Origin of the sequence: Chroogloeocystis siderophila 5.2 s.c.1, from assembly GCF_001904655.1 — a bacterium.
GTDB classification, from domain to species: domain Bacteria; phylum Cyanobacteriota; class Cyanobacteriia; order Cyanobacteriales; family Chroococcidiopsidaceae; genus Chroogloeocystis; species Chroogloeocystis siderophila.
Genome location: NZ_MRCC01000001.1, coordinates 342,453 through 367,771 on the forward strand (window position 1 = coordinate 342,453; position 25,319 = coordinate 367,771).

The following is a 25,319-nucleotide window of genomic DNA, read 5'->3' on the forward strand; positions in this document are numbered from 1 at the left end:
TTTAAATCTGTCAAGTAGTTAACTACTCATTATACCTTTATAAATTTGAATGACTTGTTTCACATTTTCACGGTAATCTTCAACAATTTCTAATTGCCCAGAGTCAAAATCGATAATGCGATCGCCAATTGTGTCAATAGCGCACTCGTTAATATTATCAATCAAAATTGCCGGCATTGTTACTTTAGATTCGGCAATTTCTTTAATAACTTTGCTCGGATGATTTTGCTCTAAAATTGCTTTTAAAATTTGAACTTGATAGCCAGGAAGCTGTTCCATAAATTCCATCCATTCTTCTGGAAGTTCATGGGAAGCCGTCACTTCTACTTCTGGTGTTTCTAGGCTATCGATTAATTCTGAAAAAGGAAATAATTCTGCATCTTCCTGCTTATCGTCATCGCTTATTGGTTCTGCGATTAAAGCTTCTATCTGCTGGTGAAACTCTTGAATTTGGCTTTGTAGTTGATTTCGTTCTTCTTGTAAAGCGAGTAAATCAGCTTGTTGTTGTTCTTTTTCTCCTTTTAGAGAGGTAAGTTTATTCTGGATATCATTTTTGTATTGTTCTAATTTTTCTATTTGATTTTGCAAAATATATGTTTTAAGTTCTACTTGCCGTTTTTGTTCTTTAAAACTTTGCAGATCAACTTCCAGTGCTACTTTTTCTGATTGCTGCTGTATTAGCTGCTTTTGAAGTTTATCTTGTTCTAGCCTTAATTCCTGAATCGCTTGATTTTCTTGATTATGTTGAGTTTCTAAGCTGTTAACTTGGATGTGTAAACTCTTTAATTGAGATGATACAGCTGATTGTTGTTGATGTAAATTAGCTATTTCCTGCTCTAGAGCTTCTTTTTGTTGTGTTGTTACAGTAAAATCTCTATGTAGTTGTGCTAACTCTAGACGTAAGGCATCCGAATTTTGCTCTAATGCTTTCTTTTCAGTGAATACAGTTGCTTTTTGTTGTTCAAGTTCGCAGAGATTAGCGTGTAGAGTATTTAGTTCTTTCTCTAAATCTTCTTTTTGTTCTTTTAAAATCTTTAATTCTTGTTGTAAATCATCTTTGTAGTGATGCCTTGCTTCAACTTGACTGCGTAGTTGATTACACTCGGTTTGTAGATAATGAATGCTATTTTCTAATTCTTGTTTTTTTAAGTTTGCATTTGAGAGAATTCGATTCAAGTTAATTTCTTGGGCTTCTAGGTCATAAATTTTCTGGCGTTGAGATGATAAAACAAGTAATTCACGATTGTTTTGACGTTTGTCTACAACAATTGCTGCTGCATAAGTAGCAGGAAGAGTGATTAAACTAGTAAGTAACGCCCGATTTGCGTTTCTATTGGAGAGGAAGCTGATTCCGAAGCTGACACCAAAGGCAACTGCACCTAAAATGATTCGATTACTAACCATAGCGCGATCGCTTATCTTAATGGTTATGAAACTGCATCCAGATTAACAGATAGATTAGGCTTGAGAAGAACCAAACACCGCTAATTCGGCTTTAAGAAAATCAATAAACTGTCGTGCGGTACGTCCTGATCGTCCATTATGCCGTGTTGCCCATTGCAATGCACGATATTCTAAATCTTCTTGACATAAGGAAATTCCTGCTTGCGCCGCGAGATGACGAATAATACTCAAGTATGTTTTCTGATCTGCGGGTTCAAAAGTCAAAGTCAAACCGAAGCGATCGCTAAACGACAACTTTTCTTGCATGGTATCCCACACATGAACCTCTTCACGATCTCTAGCCCGTGGTCGATCATCAAAAAATTCTCGAATCAAATGACGGCGATTCGAGGTAGCATAAACTACAACATTTTGCGATCGCGCAGTTAAATTACCTTCCAAAACAACTTTTAAAGCTTTAAACGCGTCATCATCTTCCTCAAACGAAAGATCGTCAACAAAAATAATAAACTTCTGCGGTAGATTCCGCAATTTTTCAACAATTTCCGGTAAATCTTTTAAATCCGACTTAGCAACTTCAATCAAACGCAAATTGCGATTTTGATAGTGATTTAACAATGCTTTAACTAACGAAGATTTTCCCGACCCGCGACTACCATAAAGTAGTACGTGCAATGCAGAATATCCAGATAAGAGAAACTCGGTATTTTTGAGCAAAGTTTCTTTTTGCAGTTCATAACCTACAAGTTGAGCAAGTTGAATCGAATCTGGATGTGAAATACCAACAAATTCTCCAGCTTGCCAACGTAAAGCACGATTTGCAAATAAACCTGTACCAAATCTAGAGTAATAAACACCTAAGTCTGATACAAGAGTTTCCCAATTTGCTGTTTGGTGGAAAGGAATTTCATAAGTTTCTTGCCTTTGATTATCCCATACTGCAAGTGGTGTTTGTAATCCTGTAACAACTTGCACCCACTGACTCAAAGTATCGCTACTGCATTGGTAAAGACTCTGCAACACTTGTAAATCTTGCTTAGCTGCGGCTAAGAGGGCTGGTGGTAAGGTTTCTGTTTGCTGAACTTGTTGTGAGAAGGGATTATCATCGCGTAGAATTTGCTCTATGAGGTAGTCTTGCCAACTTTGGTTACTTGCAGCTAAAGCTTTGAAGTAATTGCCATACGCTTGAAGACAATTAATTTTATTTACACCGTTACTGAGTGTCTGTAATAAGTGTAAAAAAGCTTGACCAACTTCGTTAAGCAGCACAGATTGGTATAGTAGCAACGATGCTGCTTGACATCTTAGGGTTTGAATTGAGTTACTGACGTGCGTATCCATAAATAAATTCAGCAATCTACCTCAGTCATGGTAAATTGTCTGCCGATAGTTAACGATAAATTTAGAATAAGCAATGAATATAGCTATTATTGCAGCGATCGCCTATGGAATCATTGCCATCATTGGCGGTATTATCGGTTACACGCAAGCTCGGAGTACGGCATCTTTAATTTCGGGAATCATTAGCGGTTTACTGCTCATTGCTGGGGGAGTATTTTATTTACAAGGACAATCTTGGGGCTTTATTTTAGCACTGGCTATTACAGCTATCTTAGTAGTTGTATTTACAATTAGATTCGTAAAAACACGCAAGTTTATGCCAGCGGGATTAATGCTGACGTTGGGAGTTCTCACGCTAGTCATCATGGTAAGTCAATTAGGAGCGATCGCCTCTGTTACCTTAATAATAAGCTTTTAACTAGACATGATCTCACACTTCAGGTTCTACTCCTAATGCTCTTAGTTGTGCTGCCAAGCGTTCCGCTTTTTGACGTTCTTGTTCGGCTTGTTGAGTAGCTTGTTGTACTTTTACCTGTGCTGCTTCTTCGGGTAACAAAACTAAATCGCCAGAACTATCAAAAAAACGCAACCAAGGTGCAGTTTCTCTCTGTATAGTTCCCTCCCAAATACCTAACCAAAAACCCAAAGTTGCACACCACAGCCATCCGCGTTCATTTGCTTCTAACGGCTGATAGCGATGGCTACCATCTAATTGCCATCCTTGTAGCGAACTCGGATTAAAAGGATCGTACACAAAATAATTTGGCGTTCTAAACGTGCGTTCGTAAATCTCTTTCTTTGTTATCTTGTCTACTTCCGCGGTTGACGGCGACATCAACTCGACGATGACATCTGGATATCGCCCATCTTCCTCCCACACTACCCAACCTTGACGTGACTTTGTGCCATCAACGTCTAAAACAACAAAAAAATCTGGTCCACGGAAGTCGCGATTGCGTGCTTGAGTGCTGCTATAGTAAATAAACATATTACCGCCTGCAAAAAAGTCATTGCGCTTCGACCAAGCTTGTTCTAGCGATCGAATCAAGACATCCATTGCAATACGGTGACGATTGCTTTCCAAGGGTTCACCATCATCGAATATCAAATCAGTAGGTGGCATCGGCGGTTCCCAATCCCACCCCACATCTTGAGAGATTGTCTTTTCTTCCGTAGACGACATCGTAAAACTCTCCCTGCTGAGATTGCCTTGTTAGTACATTTATATTACATGATGAGCGTTGAGGAAAGCGATCGCCTTCCTTCTCAATTAGTCTCTCAAAATTCCAATTCCCGCTTTCTGCTCGATGTAATCGGCTAAGTTAATAAAATCTTCGCGCGGATAGCATCTTCCACCGATTAAGTTAAACGCTAATTCACTACGGGGATTATCTGGACTTTCCAGAATATGGATACCCCAGTAATAAAGAAGATCGCTAGCACGAATACAAACTTCTTCAGGGTCAATACAGTGAAACTTATCGTCTATTTTACTCGTTTCTTTATAAATATCTGCATAAGCTCTTCTCAAAATCTGCAAACGTCGGTATCCAGGATCTTTAAAATTATTAACTAATACAAATAAATGGGCATTTCTATTAATTCTGCGTATGTCTTTTACAGTCTCTTGAATGACTTTTCCATGCTTATTAATGCCCAAAGGATTTAAAGTTGTGGGAATAATACAATAATCAAATTTTGCTACTAATTCAGAGTGATTTCTTTCCATTGCAGGCGAACAATCAAAAATCACAACCTTGGCATCACGCGCAGCATCCTCATGCCAATCTTCGCCTTTAAATACTTCAATTGTTGTCCCCATTCCTTTAGGATTAGGAACATAAACACCATCACCGACAAGCTTTTGTAAATTTTCTTCAGGGTCTAAATCTACTAAAGCTACGTTGAAACCTTGTAACGCAAATGCACCTGCTAAATGCGCTGCAACTGTTGTTTTACCTACACCACCTTTACAAGTAAATACACCGAAATAGATTTTGCCAGGCTTGGGAGGTTCAGGTGGTGGCGTTACTTCAACATCACCGTTTATGAAGTTAAAACCATTGTCAGTTGCGACACCACAACGGATCTTAGTATCTTGACCCCAAGATTTAATTAAAGCACGCGCTGGACCACCGAAGCCTTTTGTTGTGAGAAAAATACCAGCATTAAATTGTTTACCTTCAGGAGAATCTAGATAATCGGCAAACTTTGATAGTTGTGTTGATGTTGCATTGTTTTTCAGCCATTTAACTTGTACAGCCACAACACAATGATTTTTTTTAACAACTAAATCGTATCCAGGTTGATTAGGTTTAGCAGTTTCAACAGTCCAACCATATTTGTGAAAGATTTTAGCGACGTGCTGCTCAAAATGAGTGAAATCATGAACAAAATTGTATTCTAATGTTGCAGGCATAGTTAGAGATTTTAAACAATAAAAAGTTCAGTATGTTTTGCGATAAATCACTCCATAATTGGAGCTTCATTATCATTTAAAAGCTATGCTAGCATCACAATTGTAGGGAATATACGGAGTCAACAATGAAGAATCGATGAAACTTGATGAAGAAAGTGCGAACCTTATAAAAATACTTTGCGATTATGGAATGAATGCCATCACCGCAGCAGGCGAACCCGAACCATTTTGTAAGCGTAAAATACCAATTGCTAGCGTAGATCCACGTACAGGTAATTGATCGAGATTCGTTAAATTTTCTAAGACAATTCTTGTTTTTTCTAGTATTAATCGATTCGTTGCAAACGTGGTATCTTGTCCAGAATCGACGCCATGTGTATCAATTCCTACACCGGCAATTTGTCGTTCTAGTAAAAACTGCGTTGCATCGCAGCTAAATCCTGGAAAATGAAGATTGCCAGATGCATCAGCATTGAGAAATGCGGCTTTATCCCACCACTTGTTTTGCCATCCTGTGTACAGTAACACCACACATCCAGGAGCAATTGCACCGTGTTGTTGCTCCCAATTTAAAATATCAGTAACGCTCAGCGTGTAGTCAGGATTTACGGCTTGTGCTTGGATATTCAACACAATCGCAGGAACAACTAATAGATCCGCAGGATATTGGTCGATTCCTAATCCATCCGCGTAAAAACTCTTAGGCGCGTTGATATGCGTTGCAGTGTGTTCGCCGAAAGCGAAACGCCGGAGGTAATAACCATCTTGATGCAACTCAGCAACAGTTTCAAATTCCACAGGCGGATCGCCTAGCCATTGAGGAATATCAGGATGAATTACGTGGCTGAGATGAATGACTTGCGAATAGGAGATGTTTCGACGCTTGTTTGAGTGATATCGCAGTGGGGAAGTTAATTGCGTTAAAGTTGCTTCCATAATTGCAGGAGTTTGCCCTGAGACTGTATATACTAGCGCTTCGCGATACACTCGTTGTGCTGGATGCGCGGTATCATTGGCACTACCACTCGAAACTGTCACCGCTGCGTGTGCGGTACGTACTGCTAAATCAATAGCCCAGGCGCGCAGTTGTACTTTTTGTGTAAATGTAGAGTGTTGTGCTTGGGCGATCGCCTCTCGACATTCGTTCAATTCGCGATCCAACGCCGTAAAAGCTTCATCAATAAACGCTAAAGATTTCGTTTGTGCTGTTGCTTTGACAATATCCAACCCCGCCATTGCACAACCTATAGGTAATGGAGTTCCGCGCAGCACATTTTTGATATCGTTATTATGAATCCACCCCGCAGGTTTCACAAAGACGACGCGATCACTTGGTAAGAAAAAACGCATCAAAGTCGCGCTGACTGTACTTGTTGATCGCATAGCGGCGAGTTGCATTGGAGGGCTAAAAGCGATCGCACCGCCTGTAGCTTGTTGCGTTTCTACAAAAGGTACAATGCCAAAAACAGCACCACCATTAGGTAAGGTGGCAGCAATGATAAACTCAGCAAACAAATTCCAACCAGTTACCCAAGGAACAAACCCATCGATTTGATAGCCTCCAGCTACAGGTATCGCGATTACGGGATTTCCTAGCCGTCGAATATGTGAAAAACCGACACCAAGTAAAACATCTCCGTTACCCATGCGTGGAAGATACGCTTGCTGTAGCCGAGAATTACTGCTTTGTACCAACATCCCCGCAGCGCTTTGGTGTTGTGTTTGCAAAAAAGCTAATGCACCAGAATACCTAGCTACCAATTCTTGAAAACTCGCAAACGCTTCATCACTGATACCAACTCCAGCCCATTGTGGCGGTACTCGTAACGCAAGTAAACCTAGATTACCTAATCCTTTGAGGGCTTTGAATAAGATTTCAGGGTGAGTATCAATTTCGTTAGCTAAGGGTGCAACTTCTGCAAGTAGATAAGATTTGGTTGAGTCTAGAATCATTGGTAATTGGTAATTGCTAGGTGCATAAGCATAAGATTGCGCCAGAATGGAATTTTTAGTAGTTTTGTGAGTTAAGCATGATTTATCAAAACCACATTACTTTATCGACTAAAACACACGGGGATATGCATGATATTACTGATCAGGTTAACTCGATTGTGAAAAAGTCGGGAATCAAAACCGGAATGGCGCACGTATTTAATGTGGGTAGTACCGCCTCGATTGGTACGATTGAATTTGAACCAGGATTGCAGCGTGACTTACCCGAACTTCTGAATAAACTCATTCCACCAAGTCGTGAATACGGACACGAGCAAATGTGGCACGATGGTAACGGACACTCGCATTTGCAAGCTACATGGCTAGGTCCATCTTTAACAGTACCCGTGCAAAATGGCAAGCTAGAGTTAGGTACTTGGCAACAAATCTTTCATTTAGAATGTGATATCAAACCACGTCAGCGGAAAGTCGTTGTCACGATTTATGGAGAGTGATTATTGGCTAGTTGTTAGTGAGTCAATTCAATCGTAGTATGCAGCAAGAAATATCATGGCAGTAGAATATGATGTCGTTGTGATTGGCGGTGGTTCGGGTGGTTTAGTCGTTGCGGGAGTTGCTGCTGCACTCAAAGCCAAAGTTGCTTTAGTCGAACGCGATCGCCTAGGTGGTGATTGTTTGTGGTATGGTTGCGTTCCGAGTAAATCTTTAATTCATGCATCTCGTGTCGCCTACGAAGTCAAACACGCCTCGCGGTTTGGAATTCTCTGTAACGATAACAAAATCGATTTTGCTAAAGCAATTGGACACGTGCAAAGTGCGATCGCCGCAATTGAACCGCACGATTCACCCCAGCGATTTGAATCTTTAGGTGCTGAAGTAATTTTCGGTAGTGGTGAATTTGTCGATCCACACACTTTTGTCGTTAATAATCGTCGCTTAAGCGCAAGAACCTTCGTTATTGCTACAGGTTCGCGCCCTGCCATTCCTTCAATTCCTGGATTACAACTAGCAGGTTACATTACAAACGAAGAAGTTTTTGAAATTACTGATCGCCCCGACACTTTAGGTATTATTGGCGGTGGACCTATCGGGTGTGAATTAGGACAAGCTTTTGCACGATTAGGTTCTCAAGTTACGATTATTAGTAGTAGTGATCGCCTTTTACCCAAAGAAGATCCCGAAGCCGCCGCCGTAGTACAGCAGCAACTCATTTCCGAAGGAATTCGCATTCTGACAAAAACACGAGTGGAACGTGTCGAAGTTGTCAATGGACAAAAATACTTAATTGCCAAAAATGAAAAAATTGCCGTCGATCAAATTCTGGTTGCGACTGGGCGCAATCCCAATGTGGAATCGTTAAATCTAAAAGCTGCAAAAGTGGAACTGCAACAAGATGCCGCAGGTTACAATCAGCAAGGCGATCAAAAAGGAATTCGCGTTAACGCCAAACTGCAAACAACAAACCCTCGAATCTACGCTTGCGGTGATGTGATTGGTGGTTATCAATTTACTCATGTTGCTAGCCACGAAGCCAATGTGATTATTAGAAATGCCTTATTCCTACCGATTCTCAAAGTTGATTATCGCGTCATTCCCTGGGCGACATTTACCGATCCTGAACTCGCCCGCGTTGGTTTAACCGAAGCTGAAGCGCGACAGCGTTACGGTAACAATATTGACGTAATTATACAAGAATATGCAGACGTTGATCGCGCCCAAGCCGAAGCTGCAACGCAAGGCTTTGCCAAAATTATCACGAAACGCAACGGCGAAATTCTTGGCGCGCACATCGTTGGTGCAGCCGCAGGCGAATTAATTCATGAAATTGTCTTAGCAATGTCGCATAAGCTGAAAATTTCTGCCTTAGGAGGGATTCACATTTATCCCACGCTTGCAGAAGTCATTAGTAAAGCCGCTTTTGCCCGCACGCAAGAAAGATATGAAAAAAATCACACGCTGCAAGGCTTATTAGAAAAAATGTTTCGCTTGTTGCGATCGCTAGGGTAAACTGTCAAGTCTCATCATAAAGGAAAGCAACGTGCTCCAAAAAACTGCTGAATCAAAACTATACGATCAAGATTTCCAGTTATGGCTAGAGGATACCGCAGCCAAACTAAAAGTACGTGATGTTGACAACTTAGATTGGGAAAACTTAATTGAGGAAATCATAGCTTTGGGAAAGAGCGAAAAGCGAGAACTAATTCATCGATTAGAAGTATTACTTTCCCACTTACTCAAACGCATCTATATCGATTCTGCCTATGATAATCGTAGTTGGGAATTGACAATCAAAGAACAACGCAGACAGCTACAACTTCAGTTAAAACAGTCTCCTAGCCTCAAAAAATACTTTACAGAAATTTTTGATGACTGTTGGCAATACGCCTTAACACAAGTCAAGCTAGAGTATGCTAAAGTTCCATTTCCCGAACACTGGGAGTTTAGCCGCGATCCTGAAGCAATATTGTCACAAGAGTTTTGGCTACAATAACAAACTTCTTTTGTTATCCCCTTGCACCCCTGCTTTTCCCTAGTAGCAACCTTAAGAAAAAACAGTATAAGCTGGAAGCGCTACTAAACAAGGAGTGAATTAACGCTATATGCACTGGCTGTTATCTGGATCTTTGAGTGTAGAGAAATTAACAGTTGCGATCGCCGATCTTCCTCCCTCCTTACAGGGAACAAAGCTAGTGCAACTTTCGGATCTCCATTACGATGGCTTGCGACTGTCGGAAGAAATGTTAGCGCAAGTGATCGCCGCCAGCAACGAAGTTGAACCGGATCTCATTGTTCTCACAGGCGATTACGTCACCGACGATCCTACCCCAATACATCAACTCGTCTTGCGACTGAAACACCTCCAAAGTCGCGCGGGAATTTGTGCGGTACTCGGAAACCACGATATTTATTACCCTGAATCGCAAGCCGAAATTACCAAAGCGCTGAGTTGCATTAATATTGATGTTCTCTGGAATCAAATTGCTTATCCTTTAGGTACGGGATTACCGATTGTCGGACTTGCCGATTACTGGTCAAAAGAGTTTAAAGTCAAACCTGTCATGCGTCAACTCGACAACAACATACCCCGCATTGTTCTATCACACAATCCTGATACCGCCCAAGTCTTAAAAAAATGGCGTGTTGATTTACAGCTATCCGGCCATACGCACGGCGGTCAGTTTACCATTCCTGGTATGGGACCCGCTATATCTGTTTATAAAGACTTTCGGCGTAGCCTTCCCAAAGAAATGCGGCGTTGGGTTCCGTTTATGCAAAAAGAATGCGCCAAAGTTGTCCGACATTGGGAATGGGCGCAAGGCTATCATCGTGTTGGTGAAAATCAGTTGTATGTCAATCGCGGTTTAGGAACGTATCTTCCTGGACGCTTTTTTTGTCCCCCAGAAGTGACTGTGATTACATTAGTAACTGGTGGCTAGTGATGGGAAATTCACTAAGCGCTCATTAACTAAATTATGGCAGTCTATTAACGCAAAGTTATTCAGTTCTTAACAATAGAGTGAGATATTGTTAGTGCCGCGATAGCGCGCAGCGCCAAAAGTAATCGTAGGCTTTATGCTTTCATTTTAGTTTTAGAATTGAAAGCCGAATTAAATATTCAGGACTAGCGCAGTTGCTACATCCCATCTCCTGAAATTGAAGGTCTTTACCTATGGCTTTTGATGTGGATTGTTGGTCACACTGCATGACGTTTAGTTCTATTTTGCAGTGCGTTAATTAGGGAAATCGTGTAGTCATTTCCCTAGTCTAAAATTCGTTCTAGGAGGGGAGTCTAACGATGCTGCAACTCCAAGGTTTTGCCAAATTACCCGCAGATACTTTTGCCGAAGGGCCGCCATCAGGACAATATAATGATGATGGTTCGCTCAGATCGGAACCGCGATTTCCTGGACAGCCAGTTCAAGGATTTAGTGCAGTTCAATTTGCTGACGAAAATTCTTTTTGGTTTCTTTCGGATAATGGTTTTGGAAGTAAGTTAAATAGTCAAGATTATCTCCTACGTATCTACCGCGTTGATCCGAGTTTTCGCGGATTAGAAAATAAAGACGGTAGCGTAGATGTTTTGAACTTTATTCAACTTGCCGACCCTGATAATAAAATAACCTTTCCTATCAAAAACGAAGATACAAACGCCCGACTTCTAACTGGCTTTGATTTTGATGTAGAATCATTTGTCTTTGCGGCGGATGGTACACTTTGGGTAGGCGAAGAATTTGGACCTTATTTATTGCATTTTGATCGCACAGGGAAACTTCTAGACGCACCAATTCCCACACCAGACTTTAACGGTGATTTTGTGCGATCGCCTGACAACCCCGATGTGTTAGCAGGTAATGCAACGGCAAATCTAAATCGTTCTAGAGGTTACGAAGGTTTAGCCATTACTCCCGATAAAACAAAGCTATACGCTTTACTCGAAGGAAGCGTAGCAGGCGATCCAGAAGATGCGTTGCGAATTTATGAATTCGATTTAGCAGCGAAAGAATTTACTGGTATCAAGGGCTATTACCGCAAAGAAAATCCTGACTACGCAATTGGGGATTTTGCGGTTATCAACGAAAACGAATACTTAGTCATTGAGCGCGACAATTTAAGTGGAGACGCAGCACAATTCAAGAGAATTTACAAGGTAGACTTGTCACAGCAAGATGCGAATGGTTATGTTGCCAAACAAGAAATTGGCGATTTGTTAAACATTCGCGATCCGCAAGATCTTAATGCTGACTCTAGCACAACATTTACCTTTCCCTTCGTCACCATCGAAAATGTTTTGGTAATCGACGAAAATACAATTGTTGTTGCTAACGATAACAATTACCCTGCAACAGGTGGACGTTCGGATACCGAATCCGATCATAATGAAATCATTGTATTGAAGTTAGATCAACCACTAAATCTCGATCCACGCGTCGGAATGAGTGCGATCGCGGGTAGTAACCTCCGCTTTGGGACTCCCAATGATGATGAATTCTTTGCGACGCGTAACGATACTTTATTCGGTGGTGCGGGTGACGATACTCTAGATGCTACCGCAGGACAAGGTAACAATCGTTTGTATGGCGACAGCGGTAATGATGAATTACTAGCAGGTATCCGCGATCGCTTGTTTGGCGGTGACGGTAACGATATCCTCGATGCTTCCCAAGGACGTGGCGATAATCGGCTTTACGGTGGTGCGGGTAACGATACTTTGTTTGCAGGTAGGGGTGATTCCTTATTCGGTGGCGATGGTGACGACGTGCTATTTGCAGGCACTGGTGATAACATTCTCACAGGCGGTGATGGTCAAGATCAATTTTGGATTGTTGCTGGAGAAACTCCTACATCACCTAATACGATTCGCGACTTTCAATCGGATGTTGATGTTATCGGTTTAGGCGCGGGTTTAGCTTTTGTCGATTTGGCGATCGCCCAAACCGGAAGTGATACAAAAATTAGCCTCAAAGATGGAACGCCACTCGCTATCTTAGAAGGAGTTGATGCGGGTACGATTTCTATTTCTGATTTTGTGAGTACTGCACCCCGTCCCCTGATTATCGGTCATCGCGGCGCAAGTGGTTTGCGTCCAGAACACACGTTAGCTGCATACGAGTTAGCCATCGATCAAGGCGCTGATTATATCGAACCGGATATCGTTTCAACTAAAGATGGTGTATTAGTCGCGCGTCACGAAAACGAAATTTCTGGAACGACAGATGTCGCAGATCGCCCTGAATTTGCCGATCGCAAAACAACAAAAATCATCGACGGGGAAGAAATCACTGGTTGGTTTACAGAAGACTTTACTTTAGCCGAACTCAAGACTCTCCGCGCTAAAGAACGTTTACCCGAACTCCGCAGCACCGAATACGATGGTTTATACGAAGTTCCCACACTGCAAGAAATTATCGACTTAGCGCAGCGTAAAAGCGCGGAAGTTGGGCGCACAATTGGTATCTATCCTGAAACTAAGCATCCTACTTATTTTGATAGTATCGGGCTATCGCTTGAAGAACCACTTGTCGAGATTCTGGATGCGAATGGCTATAGCGATCACGACGATCCTGTTTTCATTCAATCTTTTGAAACCGCCAATCTCAAGCAACTAGATGAATTAACGAACGTTCCTTTAATTCAGCTACTCGGCGACAGCGGACAACCCTATGACTTTACTGTGAGTGGCGATTCGCGTACTTATCTTGATTTAACAACTCCTGATGAGTTGACAAATATTGCAACTTATGCTGATGGCATTGGTCCTTCTAAGCGGTTGATTGTTCCGGTTGATGCAGCAGGAAGATTGCAATCGCCGACATCACTCATTGATGACGCCCATGCAGCAGGATTACTCGTTCACGCCTACACTTTCCGCAATGAAGACTTTTTCCTCGCTCCTGATTATCAAGGTAATCCAGAGTTAGAATACGAGCAATTCTTTAGCCTGGGGCTAGATGGATTATTTACCGACTTTCCTGGAACCGGCTTTGAAGTCGCACAGCGTCTTTATCCTTTGATTGCAGCTGATCCTTTACTCGGTGTAGGTTTGTTATCAACTGATACGCCAACAGCATAAAAAGCGTTGATTTTATTGACACTAATAGAGTGACAAAGAGGCTATAAGTCACAAGGCTGTTACTCTTTGTCACTTTGTTATAGCAGGGGTCAGAGGTCAGAGGTTAAGGATCAGGGAAGCGGACGCAGGGAAATTAATATGAGTTTCTATGATGTCCTAACTCTGTTAAATGGGGCTACATTACTTATACTTTTACTTTGTGTAACGAGGCAGCGATCGCCATTTTTGCTAAGATTGTAATTAAATTAGTGAATATTGAACATCTCCATAGATGTAAACTGCTACTAAGCGACCAGATTTAGACAAGCGCTTCAACTTTACTCCTCATAAACTGTGTCGCTGCATCTCAGGAAGTTAGCACCAGATTCATCTGGGCTACAGAGCAATGACCTATAATCATTGTCACAAAACTTTTCTCTAGCAACATTCTTGTTGCGTCAGAAAATAAAACTCGTGAACCAAACTCGACCTTAGAAAGTGTTTCAAATTTAAAACCTAAAATTCAAAATAGTGTGACGCAGTTTACAGTAAGGGCAGGGGGATAAAAAGATGCAGCGATCGCGCTCAGTTCGAGAAGGTTCTGTAGGACTATTATTACTACTAGGAGTAGGGTTATTTGTCGGTTTGGTTTTGTGGCTACGAGGAGTCACAATTGGTAGACGCAGCTACAGCGCTATCATTGAGTTTGCGAATGTTGGTGGAATGCAACAAGGCGGTGTCGTCCGCTATCGTGGTGTTAATGTTGGTAGCATTGCTGCAATTCGCCCTGGTCCTAATGGTGTAGAAGTCGATGTCGAAATCGCCCCAGCTAACTTAATTATTCCGCGTGACGTTCAAATTGCCGCGAACCAATCAGGATTGATTAGTGAAGTTAGTATCGATATTACACCCCAAGCATCGTTACCCTCAAACGCGGTGAATGCGCTACCACTCGATCCGAATTGCGATCGCACGCTAATTGTCTGTAATGGTGCGCGTTTACAAGGTGAAATTGGCATTAGCCTCGATCAATTGATTTCTGCGACTACGCGTTTTACAACGGCTTATAGCGACCCTAATTTCGTCAATACGGTTAACGAAGCAACAAAAAACGCCTCGCAAGCAGCCGCTGGGGTAGCCCAACTGACGCGCGAACTTTCTAGCTTGACACGCGCTACGCAACAACAAATTGGTAGCCTATCAGCAACGGCTAACTCGGTACAACGCGCCGCCGATGAAATTACCGCTTCTACAACAAAGACAGCGGCGCAATTTGGTGCAACTGCGGATCAAATTCGCTTAACGACAGCACAAGTCAATCGCCTTGTCAATAATCTGGATAATTTAGTCACAACAAACCGCACAACTCTAGTACGAGTTTTAGAGAATATTGACCAAAGCAGCGAACAATTACGGCTCACAGTTGGGGCGCTTTCACCGACGGTTAATCGCTTCACCCAAGGAGAATTAATTCAAAATTTAGAAGCATTATCGGCGAATGCTGCGCAAGCATCCGCAAATTTACGTGATATCTCCAATGCGTTGAATACTCCTACTAACCTTGTCGTACTACAACAAACGTTAGATTCGGCGCGAGTCACATTTGAGAATGCACAAAAAATTACATCAGATCTCGATGAACTCACAGGCGATCCCGCATTTCGTGAAAACTTGCGGCGACTTATTAATGGCTTGAGTGGTTTAGTCTCTTCTACCGATCAATTGCAGCAGCAAATTGAAGTTGCACAAACGTTAGATTCTGTATCCGCAACAGTGAAAAATGCAAAACTCAAAAATCCTGAAGCTTCAGCTAAAGGTGAAGATGTTGCAGTTGATAGCTCAGCGATCGCCACTTTACAAAGTCTTGAAGATTTGTTAGAACGCTCATCAGATGCAGCAAAAACAGCAGGTACGCAAGTTTTACCTAACCCCCAAGATTTCGATTCGCACGAAAGTTCGCTTGAGCTATTTCCGCAGTAGTTGATAGAACAATCGCGATCGCCCACTCTCACTAAAGCGTTTCTAACTCCAATCCTCGGTTTCGCTTTTGTTACCAAAATTTGTATAAACTGACTTGGTAGCGTGCAGTTGACGCGTCTTCTCAAAAAGTTCGGCTTCAGTAAGATTCCACGTTTGCATAATTTTGTCTAAGTCAGCTTGGAGATCTCGCGCACCAGGAAAGCCATTGTAACGAATGCGCATTCTTGCAAGTTCAGCAAGATTCAAGTCTGTAGGTGCTGCGGTTAGTAAAGTATTAATCAGCGCGCGATCGCGATTGTAGAGCGGATGCTGTTGGTCTTTATTTTTTACTTCTGACATAACTGCTACTGAGTAACGATAAGCGACCTTCTGCATAAATTGTATTGCCAAGGTCAGAGGTCGGGGGTAAAAGCTACCTAGAGTAGATGGTTCTCAACTATCTATCTATATGCCTTTTCGTATCTCGCTGTTTTACAGGCTTCATATTTTTCTCTTATAAGTTTTTTACTGTTTCCTTCTAGTCTTAACGATAGAGAGTAATAAGTGCGAGTCAATTTGCTTAACTCAAGTTGTAAAAGTACGTGGAATCAACAACTGTTGTATAAACCAAAACGATATCGAGGAACAGTCCTGACTCAAAGCGGATTACAAAAGCTGTACAATCAGATTCAGCAGCTTTCTGCGGATGAGGGTTGCGAGATGACGCCGCGCCGAATCGCAGAAAAAACGCAACGCATCGAACCTCAAGGATTAAACGCTGCTACTGTGCGGAAAATCTTGCAAGCACAAACTGGTGTAGACCAAGAGTCAATCCGTCTGGTGTTTCAAGCACTCAATCTTACACTAGAACCATTAGATTTTAATTATTTTTATCATGTTTGCACTGAGCAGGCTGCACCTTTTGCGGTCAAATCTCAGTCAGCCTTGAATCATCCGGTATATTTAACCAATGCAGTGGGTGGCGATCGCTGTATCAAAGGTTCGCAACAAGCGCAGCTAACCAAAATAGATCTACCTGAATACCCAGGTAGCCCCCTTCCTTTGAACTCTAGATTCTATGTTGAACGTTCGGCAATTCGAACTCAAGCGTATGCCCAACTGCATAAATCTGGCAGTTTGACGTGGATCAGAGCACCGCATAAAATGGGCAAAAGTTCTTTGCTATTACGTATCCACTCTTATGCTAAGCAACTCGATTATCATGCCGTTCATCTAGATTTTCAGCAAGCTGATCGCGTCATTCTTTCAGAGTTGAACAAGTTATTGCGCTGGATGTGCAAAACTATTAGCTTGCAGCTAAAAATTGAATATTGCTTAGAACAACATTGGGATAACGAACTTGGTAGCAAAGTCAGTTTTATTGTTTGCTTACATCATCTCTTAGCACAATTACATCAGCCGCTTGTTTTGTCTTTGAACGAAGTCAATCGTTTATTTGAATATCCTGATGTTTGCCGCGAGTTTTTGCTATTGTTGCGAGGTCTCAATGAAGAAGTGAAGTATGATGAAGTCCTACAAAATCTGCGATTAATTTTAGCATATTCTACTGATGCGTGTATTTCCGCGAATTTTGAGGATCAGCTATTGCATATTGGCATGACGCTTCATCTTCCCGAATTTAGCATCGCGGAAGTGCAACAACTTGCGCTAGTGTATCAGTTGCCTTGGGAAAATTCTTCCTTGATCGCGCAACTTATGGAATGGGTCGGCGGACACCCGTATCTTATTCAACTCGCGTTTTACCACCTGACAACCTCAATACCTACCGCCTCAGTTGATACATACCAATTACAACAACTGATGCAACAAGCAACAATGTCAGTGGCAATTTATCAGTATCACTTGCAACAAATTTGGTCTATAGTGCAAGCCGAGCCTTTATTATTCGCAGCAGTTGAGCAATTAATATCTCAAGAAGAAATTATTATAGAGTCAAGTGTTGCACGCAAATTGGAAAGTTTAGGGATTGCTCGCTCTGAAGGCGATCGCACCATTTTACGTGGTCGTTTGTATCAAAAATATTTTCAAAAGAAGAACTCAAGTCTTGTCAAACTCAGTTAAAAATTTATATCTCAATACATAAAATTTGTTCTTAGAAGTTTCTTATAATTTCCTTATTTTGTCGATCTAGTCTAAGACAAAGGAAGATTCTTTGCACTTCTGTTAAATACATAACGAAACACAACTATTCAATGAAAAAGTGTTCAAGCACTTTTCAGTAGCTGTCATTATCTGTAGACCTATGGAGTTTAATAAATGAACCTAACAAAACGTTGTGTTGCTGAGTTTATTGGGACGTTTTGGCTAGTGCTTGGGGGTTGTGGTAGTGCAGTACTTGCCGCAGCTTACACTACAGATAGCTCAACGATTGGCGTTAATACTTCTTTCCCTTTAGGAATTGGTTTCGTTGGGGTATCGCTGGCGTTTGGCTTGACTGTACTAACCATGGCGTATGCGATCGGTCATATTTCCGGTTGTCATCTCAATCCTGCGGTTTCGTTTGGGTTATGGGCTGGTAAGCGATTTCCTGGTTCGGAATTATTACCATATATCATTGCTCAAGTACTAGGAGCGATCGTCGGTGCTGGCGTTGTTTACCTCATTGCTAGTGGTAACTCCAACTTTACACTTGCGGGTTCTAACCCATTAGCAACCAATGGATATGGCGTGCATTCACCAGGCGGTTACAATTTGCCAGCAGCGTTTATTACTGAAGTCGTGATGACTTTTATGTTTTTGATGATTATTTTAGGTGCAACCGATAATCGCGCCCCTAAAGCCCTCGCGCCCATTGCAATTGGTTTTGGCTTGACGCTAATTCACCTGATTAGCATTCCAGTTACTAATACCTCAGTTAACCCTGCACGCAGTCTAGGTCCAGCCATTTTTGCTGGTAGAGCGCTTTTTGGTCAAGTTTGGTTGTTCTGGCTAGCTCCGATCGTCGGCGCATTACTCGCTGGTTGGCTTTATCTGACAATTTTTAGCGAATCAGTCGTCGAAGAACCCCCACGAGTTCGCGAGCCAGTTTAGTGATTAGAACGCACATTTGCAATCATTAATATTACTAACTAGAGGCTACTAATATTGTTGCTAGTGGTTAGTTGCTAGTCACTAGCTACCTTCATCTGTAATCATTATTATTTCTCATAAACATATCGCGTGAAATTCGGTTCTACCACGCTAGGGAAACTCTCAAAATTGCGTCGTACCCAATCTATTCTTACTTCGTTGTTGACCTTAATATGCTGTGGTGTATCAGGATAGAGTTTACCCAGAATCTCAGCATCTTGCTTAACAACCACTTCGGCAAGAGGTAAAAAATTCTTTTTAATGAGATGCGCAAACAAATTGTGGATTTTTGCAAACATGAGAATATAAGTACGAGTTCTGTTTGGTGCTTCTGGAACAAATAAATGACACTCTCTGATACTCGCAATGGGACTTTCAGCGTGGACAATTACCAAAGACGGGAATTAGTTTTCTAAATGCTGCACCTGGAGGGTCTTGGGTAAAACGAGCAGTGTAGGATTTTTAAGGATATCATGTAGTTTAGGTGGCTTTCGCGGCATATTAAAATAGGCATGCGAGTGATGTCCATTGTCAAGAAATTGCTTAAACTGCACTTGTTCAATTTCAAATAATGGGCGATGCGTACCATTTTGATGGTTGTAGTCATGCATATTGAGCAGCATAGTGAGGAGATTTGTTTTAACGCTAAACTCCCCTGTATCGCCAATTAAGTCATATTCACTTGCTGTTTGATTTAGAATTGTTGGAACCGGAATTAGAACTTCTGGTTCACCGTAAGTCCAGATAAAATCTCCTTGAATAATCAATTCAAACGGCTGTCCTAACGATTTTGTTGGTTTATGAGTACCTGGCAAAACTGTGCAACCTGTGCGATCAAACTCTAAGGCATGAAACGGACAAGCTACTGTACTACTACCATCAGCTTTAGCAACACACCATCCTTCTGATAGCATTGCACCCATATGAGGACAGGCGTTTGATAAGCAACTTACTGTACCTGTACTATCCTGCCAGAGAATATAGTCATTGTCATATGAGTGCGATCGCCGAGCGTGCCAAAATTACAACGGCATGGTAGAAAAGCATACCAAAGCAGCGATTGAGTTTATCTTGGCAGGGGTGAGGAAAACGCCGTGAACCAAATAAGATAAAGATGTAGGCTTAATTGTGGATATCAATGCCGAAAAAAGATAGAGATACACCACTTACTCAAGAAGCACTTATAAAAGAAGTTTGCCGTCGGATTCGCGTAGCGAGAAGTTATTGGGATGCGCATAATAATGCCGCTTGTCGTCACGAACGCGATCGCGCATTGCAACTGTACAATACTCTTACTAAAGAACAGAAAGACCAAATTCCCCAGGTGTTGCGAGTTTGGCTGCGTTACCGTAGTGAAAAATATTTTGGCGCACACCGCACTCCACCACAGCGTAAAAAAAGTAAAAACTGATTGACTTATTTGGCAGCTGACGATTGCATAACTTTAGAATATGGTTGAATAACCAACATTTTAAATTATGTGATTTGTTATCTCGCATCATGAGTAATTGTATCAAGCGAACGAGTAGTTGTTTGATTATTTCAACTTTATTAACTTTTACGAGTCCAGGACTTGCTAAAACTCAGATTGAAATTGATTATGATACAGCTTCGTTCAAAAATGAAAAGTTAAAAGCTGGAAACGTAGAAGTAGCTGTCAGCTACGACAGGAAAGAAGAGTTCAATGACATTGATAACTTGCAATATCAAATTTTATATAATGGTATTCCGCAATTAACCGCTAGTACTTATACTCGATTTACTGGTGGCGTTTTTCTCCAAGACTTAGACGGAAATGGAGTAACTGAAGTCGTTGTGAGAACATTTAGCGGTGGTGCGCACTGCTGTACTAATTATACTATTTATACGCGTCAAAATAATCAATTCGTTAAAACTGAAACAGGCTTTTTAGATGGAATTGGTGGGACTTTTCAAGATCTCGACAAAGATGGAAAAGTTGAATTTATCACTATTGATAATTCATTTCTTTATGGTTTTAGTTCTTACGCTGGTTCGTTTGCACCATCGCGAATTTACACATTTACAAATGGTAAGTTTAATAACGTAACTCGTCGATATCCTCAGCACCTCAAGTCACGTGCTTGGGAGATGTATCAAGCATTTATCCAAAGTAGAAAAGAACAATACGAAGTGAATGGAATTTTAGCAGGATATGTAGCACAAAAGGCACTTTTAGGCGAATATGAAGAAGGCTGGAAATTCATGCTTGCGAACTATGATCGCACATCAGAGTGGGGCTTGGCTATCTATCAAGAAAATCGAGAAATTGGTAAATATCCTAATTTCCCGACGGCATTAAGGGCGTTTTTAATTCAACAAGGTTATTTGGATAAAAATGGTAAACCTATAACAAATTAAGCCTTCCGACTTCCTTCGGGGTTATCTAGGCAAAGTGTACCTTCGTACACTAAAACAAGATTTTTGAACGTAGTCTACGGAGGTGACTTTCTTTAATATTGAGCGGCGAATTCATTCGCAATTCTCTTCATACAGGCGGTCTAATGACTTCATCCGCAAGGCTTTCGCGTTTATAGTGCTAATACAGTCACTTTATCCGTTGCTTCCCACGGTAAATGCAAATCCATTCTGCCAACATGACCATAAGCAGCAAGTTTTGTATAAAATCCACCAGGGGTAAGTGCAGGGAGAAAGCGTAATTTGAAGTTACGCATGATCGCCGCCAAGCGAAAATCAAAATGCTTTGCTAAAAGTGTTGTCAATTCAGTATCAGAGATTTTACCTGTGCCAAACGTTTCAACTTGAATACTGACTGGGCGAGCAAGTCCAATAGAATAACTTAGCTGAACTTCACACTCATCTGCTAGATTTGCTGCTACGATATTTTTTGCAGCATACCGTGCCATATATGCCCCAACTCGGTCAATGCGGATGGGGTCTTTACCACTCAACGCTGCACCGCTATGCTTTGAGTATTCGCCATACGTATCAATAGCATTCTTTCTCCCTGTTAATCCAGCGTGAACGTAAGGACCACCTGTGATAAATAAACCTTCAGGATTGATAAAAATTCGCGTCGCAGGGTCAGGGCGAATATCTTCATCAGCAAATACCCTGTCAATGACAGTTTGGCGAATGTCATCTTGTAATTGTGCTAAATCCGGTTTGGTATCGTTTTGACTTGCAACAATGGTGATGCTGTGAATGCGATTTGGTTTGCGATCGCGGTATTCAACTCCGACTTGAACTTTACCATCAGGTGCTAAGTAGGGAAGAATTTGTTTAACAGTACTCAATTGCTTTGCCAGTTTGTGCGCTAACCAAATTGGTAATGGCATCAAAGCCGAAGTTTGTTTACAAGCAAAGCCAAACACCGTAGCTTGGTTTTTGACTGGAATTTGCTCAATGTCTGCATCCGATAACTGATTTTCGTCAAAATGATACAGGCGATCGCTCGGTAATTCTTTGAGGCTAGTTAAAATACTACACGTTTTTGCATTAAATGCAGGTTGGTCGTAACCAACTTGTGCAATCACTTGGCGGGCAATATCGGTAAAATCAACGTTTGTGTTTGGTTCAAATCGCGCCGCAATAAAGACAATTGCGGTAGAAACGGCACATTCAGTGATCACTCGCGCAAGAGGATCTTGCTGCAAAAAGCGATCGACAATCGCGTCGCTAATGCGATCGCAGAGTTTATCAGGATGTCCCTCGGTAACAGATTCGGAGGTAAACATGAAATCCTGTTTCATTGCTGTGTACCCTGATTCTTTGTACTTTCATTAACAACTAAAGGAAACAGCGCACTACTGGCGATAACGAGTAAATCCCAGCCATCCAACGGTGTAAGTTTTAACAAATTGCGCAATCCAGGGGCTAACACAAGGAACTGTAAAGTCAGCGAGCCGCCTAACGCTAGATTAAGATAATGATTTGTTGGGATGTCATCAAAGATGCTACGTTCAGTACGGCAACTGAGCGAGTGCAAAAGTTGTCCTAGCGTTAAGCTCATAAAAGCGATCGTACTTGCCTGTGTTCCGATACCATAACGAGCAATTCCGTAGGCATAAGCGGCTAGAGTACTACCAGATAATGTTGTCGATTCAAACAGCATTCTTTGAAAATCGGATGCTTTAACAATTGGCTCATCAGGGCTACGTGGCGGTTTTTGTAAAATATCAGGTTCCGCAGGTTCTAGCGCCAAAGCAAGTGCGGGAAAGATATCTGTGACTAAATTGAGCCATAAGAGTTGCAGTGCATTTAAAGGTTGTCCAAAACCTCCCGCTGTTGCGATCGCCATAACGATAATTTCGCTGAGGTTTGTCGCGAGCAAAAAATGTACGGCTTTGCGAATATTGTTGTAAATTGTCCGCCCTTGACTCACCGCAACAATCATTGTTTCGAGATTGTTGTCTTCTAAGATAATATCTGCAACTTCTCGCGCCGCATCGGTTCCAGCTTTTCCCATCGCAACGCCGACATTCGCAGCTTTTAAAGCAGGTGCATCATTAATTCCATCACCTGTCATCGCCACAACTTTGCCTACTGCTTGTAGCGCTTGCACAATTTGCAGTTTATTGGCGGGGCTAATGCGCGCAAATATATCCACTTTATCGCACAAAGCTTGCAACGCCTCGCGGTTAATATTCACTAAATCTTGCGCATCCAAAATTTGGATTTGGTCGTTGCGACTTAACTGTAATTCTTTACCAATGGCGTAAGCTGTGGGACTTTGATCGCCAGTAATCATGACTGTATCAATTCCTGCTTGATGAAATTGCGCAATTAACTCTTTAACACCATGACGTACCGGATCTGCCATACCGATTAACCCTAACCAGATTAACTCAGTACTGTCGTACCCGTAAGCAACTCCTAGCACGCGTAAAGCTTTACCCGCCATGCGATCATTTTCTAGCGCGATCGCCAGTCGTTGTGCATTAGTAAGTGGCACTCGTTCGCCATCATTTAGCCGCCAACGACACAAATCAAGAACTTCTACAGGGCTACCTTTAACCGCAAGTAGGGTCTGTTGATAATGCTGATGTTGCGTCATCATATAATTGCGATTTTCTGCACGCGGCTGAGTTTCAATTAAGGGATACTGTTCGCGGAGTGCTAAAACATCAACACCAGCAGCGATCGCCATATAAACTAAAGCATTCTCGGTGGCTGAACCGGTGACGACATATTCGCCATTGTCATCGCGCATGACGGCGCTTTCATTACATAAAACTGCGATCTGAATCAGTTTAAGCGTGCCAGCATCTGCTACATCAAAATGTCCATTTACCAAAGAAATCAATTTTGTGTCGGTGTGAATCTCGACAACGGACATTTGGTTTTTCGTAATTGTCCCAGTTTTATCAAGGCAGATTTTTTGCACTGCCCCCAAAGCTTCAACCGCATTCAAACTGCGCACAAGAACTTTATGCTTGCGCATCTCTTGAATACCTAGCGCCAAAATTGTCGTTGCGATCGTCGGTAAACCTTCAGGAACAGCCGCGACAGCGAGTGATATTGACGTTTTGAGCATTTGTAGCAAACCGTAGCCGCGCAGCCATCCCGCAGCAAAGACGAGGGCGCAAATTCCACTGGCAAGCATGACAAGTTGCGAACCAACTTCATCAAGTTGTCGCGCTAAAGGCGTTGTTTGAATTGGAGTTTCACCGATCATCGCCTGAAGTTTACCGATTTCGGTAAACTTGCCTGTCGCCACAACGACTCCTAAACCTTGTCCCCCAAGCACTAACGTTCCTTTGTAAGCCATGTTGATGCGATCGCCTAAGGAAATATCAGCAGCAATGAGTGATGCGGTGCTTTTGCTAACGGGTAAGCTTTCGCCGGTGAGTGCAGATTCATCAATACTTAGATCTTCTGTTACAATCAGTCGCGCGTCAGCCGCAACGTAATTTCCCGCTTTGAGAACTAAAATGTCTCCTGGAACAACTTCGGCAGTGCTAATTTCGACGATTTGGCGATCGCGTAAGACAAAAGTTAACGGGCGATCTCGGCTTTTGAGCGAATGAATAATTTTTTCCGACTGGCTTTCGGTAACATAACCAATTGCGGCGTTAATCCCGACAACACCCATAATGACCAGCGCGTCTGCAACACCCCCCGTCACAACTGATAACCCAGCTGCAATACACAGTAATCCCACGGGTAACGATTGAAACTGCTCAAGCAGCATACTCCACTCTGAGCGGGTTGCGGTTTCTGGTAACGTGTTTGTGCCGTACTTTTGTAAATTTTGGTTTGCAACTACCTGAGTTAATCCAGTGTCTGATGTTTGCAACTCTGCTAAAACAGCATCGATGTCGAGTGCATACCAATCGAAAATTTTCTGTGAGTTGCTACTTAATTTTTGAAGAGTTACGGCGTGTGGGTTGTAAGTTTGGACAATTTCTATGATTAATTCTTCTACCTCATCAGTGCTGAGAGCTAATTCAAACCGAACTAAAATGTTACCTGTTAAAATGTTTGCATTAGCACTAACGATGCCCGATCGCTGAGATAAATAAAATTCTAGATGCTGTTTGAGTTCTGTACAGCGATAAAGCTTTTCAACACGATATCTTGCTCTGCCTGGAACTGCGGTGTGTATTGCTTGAATCACCATTG

General features: G+C 42.0%; 20 protein-coding genes and 1 pseudogene. 11 read left to right on the forward strand and 10 right to left on the reverse strand.

Annotated features, from left to right (window positions below; all coding sequences use genetic code 11):
• Positions 1 to 18: 18 nt before the first annotated feature.
• Together NIES1031_RS01625 and NIES1031_RS01630 are read right to left on the reverse strand one after the other, a co-directional pair.
• The gene (locus NIES1031_RS01625) at positions 19 to 1,404 is read right to left on the reverse strand and encodes a tellurite resistance TerB C-terminal domain-containing protein (RefSeq protein WP_073547785.1); all 1,386 of its coding nucleotides are present in this window, start codon (positions 1,402 to 1,404) and stop codon (positions 19 to 21) included.
• A 54-nt stretch (positions 1,405 to 1,458) separates the two neighbouring features.
• Positions 1,459 to 2,745 carry an ATP-binding protein gene (locus tag NIES1031_RS01630; RefSeq protein WP_073547786.1) on the reverse strand — a complete coding sequence of 429 codons (1,287 nt, stop codon included), beginning with the start codon at positions 2,743 to 2,745 and terminating at the stop codon, positions 1,459 to 1,461.
• 73 nt (positions 2,746 to 2,818) lie between these two features.
• Between NIES1031_RS01630 and NIES1031_RS01635 the strand changes: the two genes are divergently transcribed.
• The gene (locus NIES1031_RS01635) at positions 2,819 to 3,163 is read left to right on the forward strand and encodes a TMEM14 family protein (RefSeq protein WP_073547787.1); all 345 of its coding nucleotides are present in this window, start codon (positions 2,819 to 2,821) and stop codon (positions 3,161 to 3,163) included.
• A gap of 12 nt (positions 3,164 to 3,175) precedes the next feature.
• On the opposite strand, the gene NIES1031_RS01640 is transcribed toward NIES1031_RS01635, so the two are convergent.
• The 3 genes from NIES1031_RS01640 to NIES1031_RS01650 form a co-directional block, all read right to left on the reverse strand.
• Complete coding sequence (locus tag NIES1031_RS01640; protein ID WP_073547788.1) at positions 3,176 to 3,928, reverse strand: Uma2 family endonuclease; 753 nt, start codon at positions 3,926 to 3,928, stop codon at positions 3,176 to 3,178.
• A gap of 87 nt (positions 3,929 to 4,015) precedes the next feature.
• Positions 4,016 to 5,164, reverse strand: a complete 1,149-nt coding sequence (locus NIES1031_RS01645; protein WP_073547789.1) for a nucleotide-binding protein — start codon at positions 5,162 to 5,164, stop codon at positions 4,016 to 4,018.
• A gap of 183 nt (positions 5,165 to 5,347) precedes the next feature.
• Positions 5,348 to 7,117: a cyclase family protein gene (locus NIES1031_RS01650; RefSeq protein WP_073547790.1), complete on the reverse strand. Its 1,770-nt coding sequence runs from the start codon at positions 7,115 to 7,117 to the stop codon at positions 5,348 to 5,350.
• A 77-nt stretch (positions 7,118 to 7,194) separates the two neighbouring features.
• Here NIES1031_RS01650 and NIES1031_RS01655 point away from each other — a divergent pair, with 77 nt between their 5' ends.
• From NIES1031_RS01655 to NIES1031_RS01700, 6 genes are all read left to right on the forward strand, one after another.
• Entirely contained in the window at positions 7,195 to 7,611 is a 417-nt protein-coding gene (locus NIES1031_RS01655; RefSeq protein ID WP_015189670.1) for a secondary thiamine-phosphate synthase enzyme YjbQ, read from the forward strand.
• Positions 7,612 to 7,666: 55 nt separating this feature from the next.
• The gene (locus tag NIES1031_RS01660) at positions 7,667 to 9,124 is read left to right on the forward strand and encodes a dihydrolipoyl dehydrogenase family protein (protein WP_073547791.1); all 1,458 of its coding nucleotides are present in this window, start codon (positions 7,667 to 7,669) and stop codon (positions 9,122 to 9,124) included.
• A gap of 31 nt (positions 9,125 to 9,155) precedes the next feature.
• The gene (locus NIES1031_RS01665) at positions 9,156 to 9,608 is read left to right on the forward strand and encodes a DUF29 domain-containing protein (protein ID WP_143167680.1); all 453 of its coding nucleotides are present in this window, start codon (positions 9,156 to 9,158) and stop codon (positions 9,606 to 9,608) included.
• Positions 9,609 to 9,717: 109 nt separating this feature from the next.
• Complete coding sequence (locus tag NIES1031_RS01670) at positions 9,718 to 10,554, forward strand: metallophosphoesterase (protein ID WP_073547793.1); 837 nt, start codon at positions 9,718 to 9,720, stop codon at positions 10,552 to 10,554.
• A 359-nt stretch (positions 10,555 to 10,913) separates the two neighbouring features.
• On the forward strand, positions 10,914 to 13,688 hold the full coding sequence (locus tag NIES1031_RS24645) for an esterase-like activity of phytase family protein (protein WP_218596619.1): 2,775 nt from the start codon (positions 10,914 to 10,916) through the stop codon (positions 13,686 to 13,688).
• A 549-nt stretch (positions 13,689 to 14,237) separates the two neighbouring features.
• Positions 14,238 to 15,647: an MlaD family protein gene (locus NIES1031_RS01700; RefSeq protein ID WP_073547794.1), complete on the forward strand. Its 1,410-nt coding sequence runs from the start codon at positions 14,238 to 14,240 to the stop codon at positions 15,645 to 15,647.
• A 42-nt stretch (positions 15,648 to 15,689) separates the two neighbouring features.
• Here NIES1031_RS01700 and NIES1031_RS01705 read toward each other — a convergent pair whose 3' ends face one another.
• The gene (locus NIES1031_RS01705; RefSeq protein WP_073547795.1) at positions 15,690 to 15,986 is read right to left on the reverse strand and encodes a DUF3288 family protein; all 297 of its coding nucleotides are present in this window, start codon (positions 15,984 to 15,986) and stop codon (positions 15,690 to 15,692) included.
• 204 nt (positions 15,987 to 16,190) lie between these two features.
• Between NIES1031_RS01705 and NIES1031_RS01710 the strand changes: the two genes are divergently transcribed.
• Together NIES1031_RS01710 and aqpZ are read left to right on the forward strand one after the other, a co-directional pair.
• The gene (locus NIES1031_RS01710; protein ID WP_073547796.1) at positions 16,191 to 17,708 is read left to right on the forward strand and encodes an AAA-like domain-containing protein; all 1,518 of its coding nucleotides are present in this window, start codon (positions 16,191 to 16,193) and stop codon (positions 17,706 to 17,708) included.
• A gap of 195 nt (positions 17,709 to 17,903) precedes the next feature.
• A complete protein-coding gene (gene aqpZ / locus NIES1031_RS01715) occupies positions 17,904 to 18,677 on the forward strand; it encodes an aquaporin Z (RefSeq protein ID WP_073547797.1) in 774 nt (257 codons plus the stop codon).
• 107 nt (positions 18,678 to 18,784) lie between these two features.
• On the opposite strand, the gene NIES1031_RS24650 is transcribed toward aqpZ, so the two are convergent.
• Together NIES1031_RS24650 and NIES1031_RS25370 are read right to left on the reverse strand one after the other, a co-directional pair.
• Positions 18,785 to 19,111: a hypothetical protein gene (locus NIES1031_RS24650; RefSeq protein ID WP_236738678.1), complete on the reverse strand. Its 327-nt coding sequence runs from the start codon at positions 19,109 to 19,111 to the stop codon at positions 18,785 to 18,787.
• A gap of 9 nt (positions 19,112 to 19,120) precedes the next feature.
• Positions 19,121 to 19,699: pseudogene (locus tag NIES1031_RS25370) on the reverse strand (Rieske 2Fe-2S domain-containing protein); the annotation flags it as partial.
• 155 nt (positions 19,700 to 19,854) lie between these two features.
• Here NIES1031_RS25370 and NIES1031_RS01725 point away from each other — a divergent pair.
• Both NIES1031_RS01725 and NIES1031_RS01730 read left to right on the forward strand, forming a co-directional pair.
• Positions 19,855 to 20,127 (forward strand): Precorrin-3B methylase, encoded by a 273-nt coding sequence (locus NIES1031_RS01725; RefSeq protein ID WP_073547798.1) that lies wholly within the window; start codon positions 19,855 to 19,857, stop codon positions 20,125 to 20,127.
• An 89-nt stretch (positions 20,128 to 20,216) separates the two neighbouring features.
• Positions 20,217 to 21,095, forward strand: coding sequence for a VCBS repeat-containing protein (locus NIES1031_RS01730; RefSeq protein WP_073547799.1), 879 nt, complete (start codon positions 20,217 to 20,219; stop codon positions 21,093 to 21,095).
• A gap of 170 nt (positions 21,096 to 21,265) precedes the next feature.
• Here the strand turns inward: NIES1031_RS01730 and metK are convergent, their stop codons facing one another.
• Together metK and NIES1031_RS01740 are read right to left on the reverse strand one after the other, a co-directional pair.
• The gene (gene metK / locus NIES1031_RS01735; RefSeq protein ID WP_073547800.1) at positions 21,266 to 22,447 is read right to left on the reverse strand and encodes a methionine adenosyltransferase; all 1,182 of its coding nucleotides are present in this window, start codon (positions 22,445 to 22,447) and stop codon (positions 21,266 to 21,268) included.
• Entirely contained in the window at positions 22,444 to 25,317 is a 2,874-nt protein-coding gene (locus NIES1031_RS01740; RefSeq protein ID WP_178378022.1) for a cation-translocating P-type ATPase, read from the reverse strand. The genes metK and NIES1031_RS01740 overlap by 4 nt, the downstream gene beginning before the upstream one ends.
• Positions 25,318 to 25,319 lie beyond the last annotated feature (2 nt).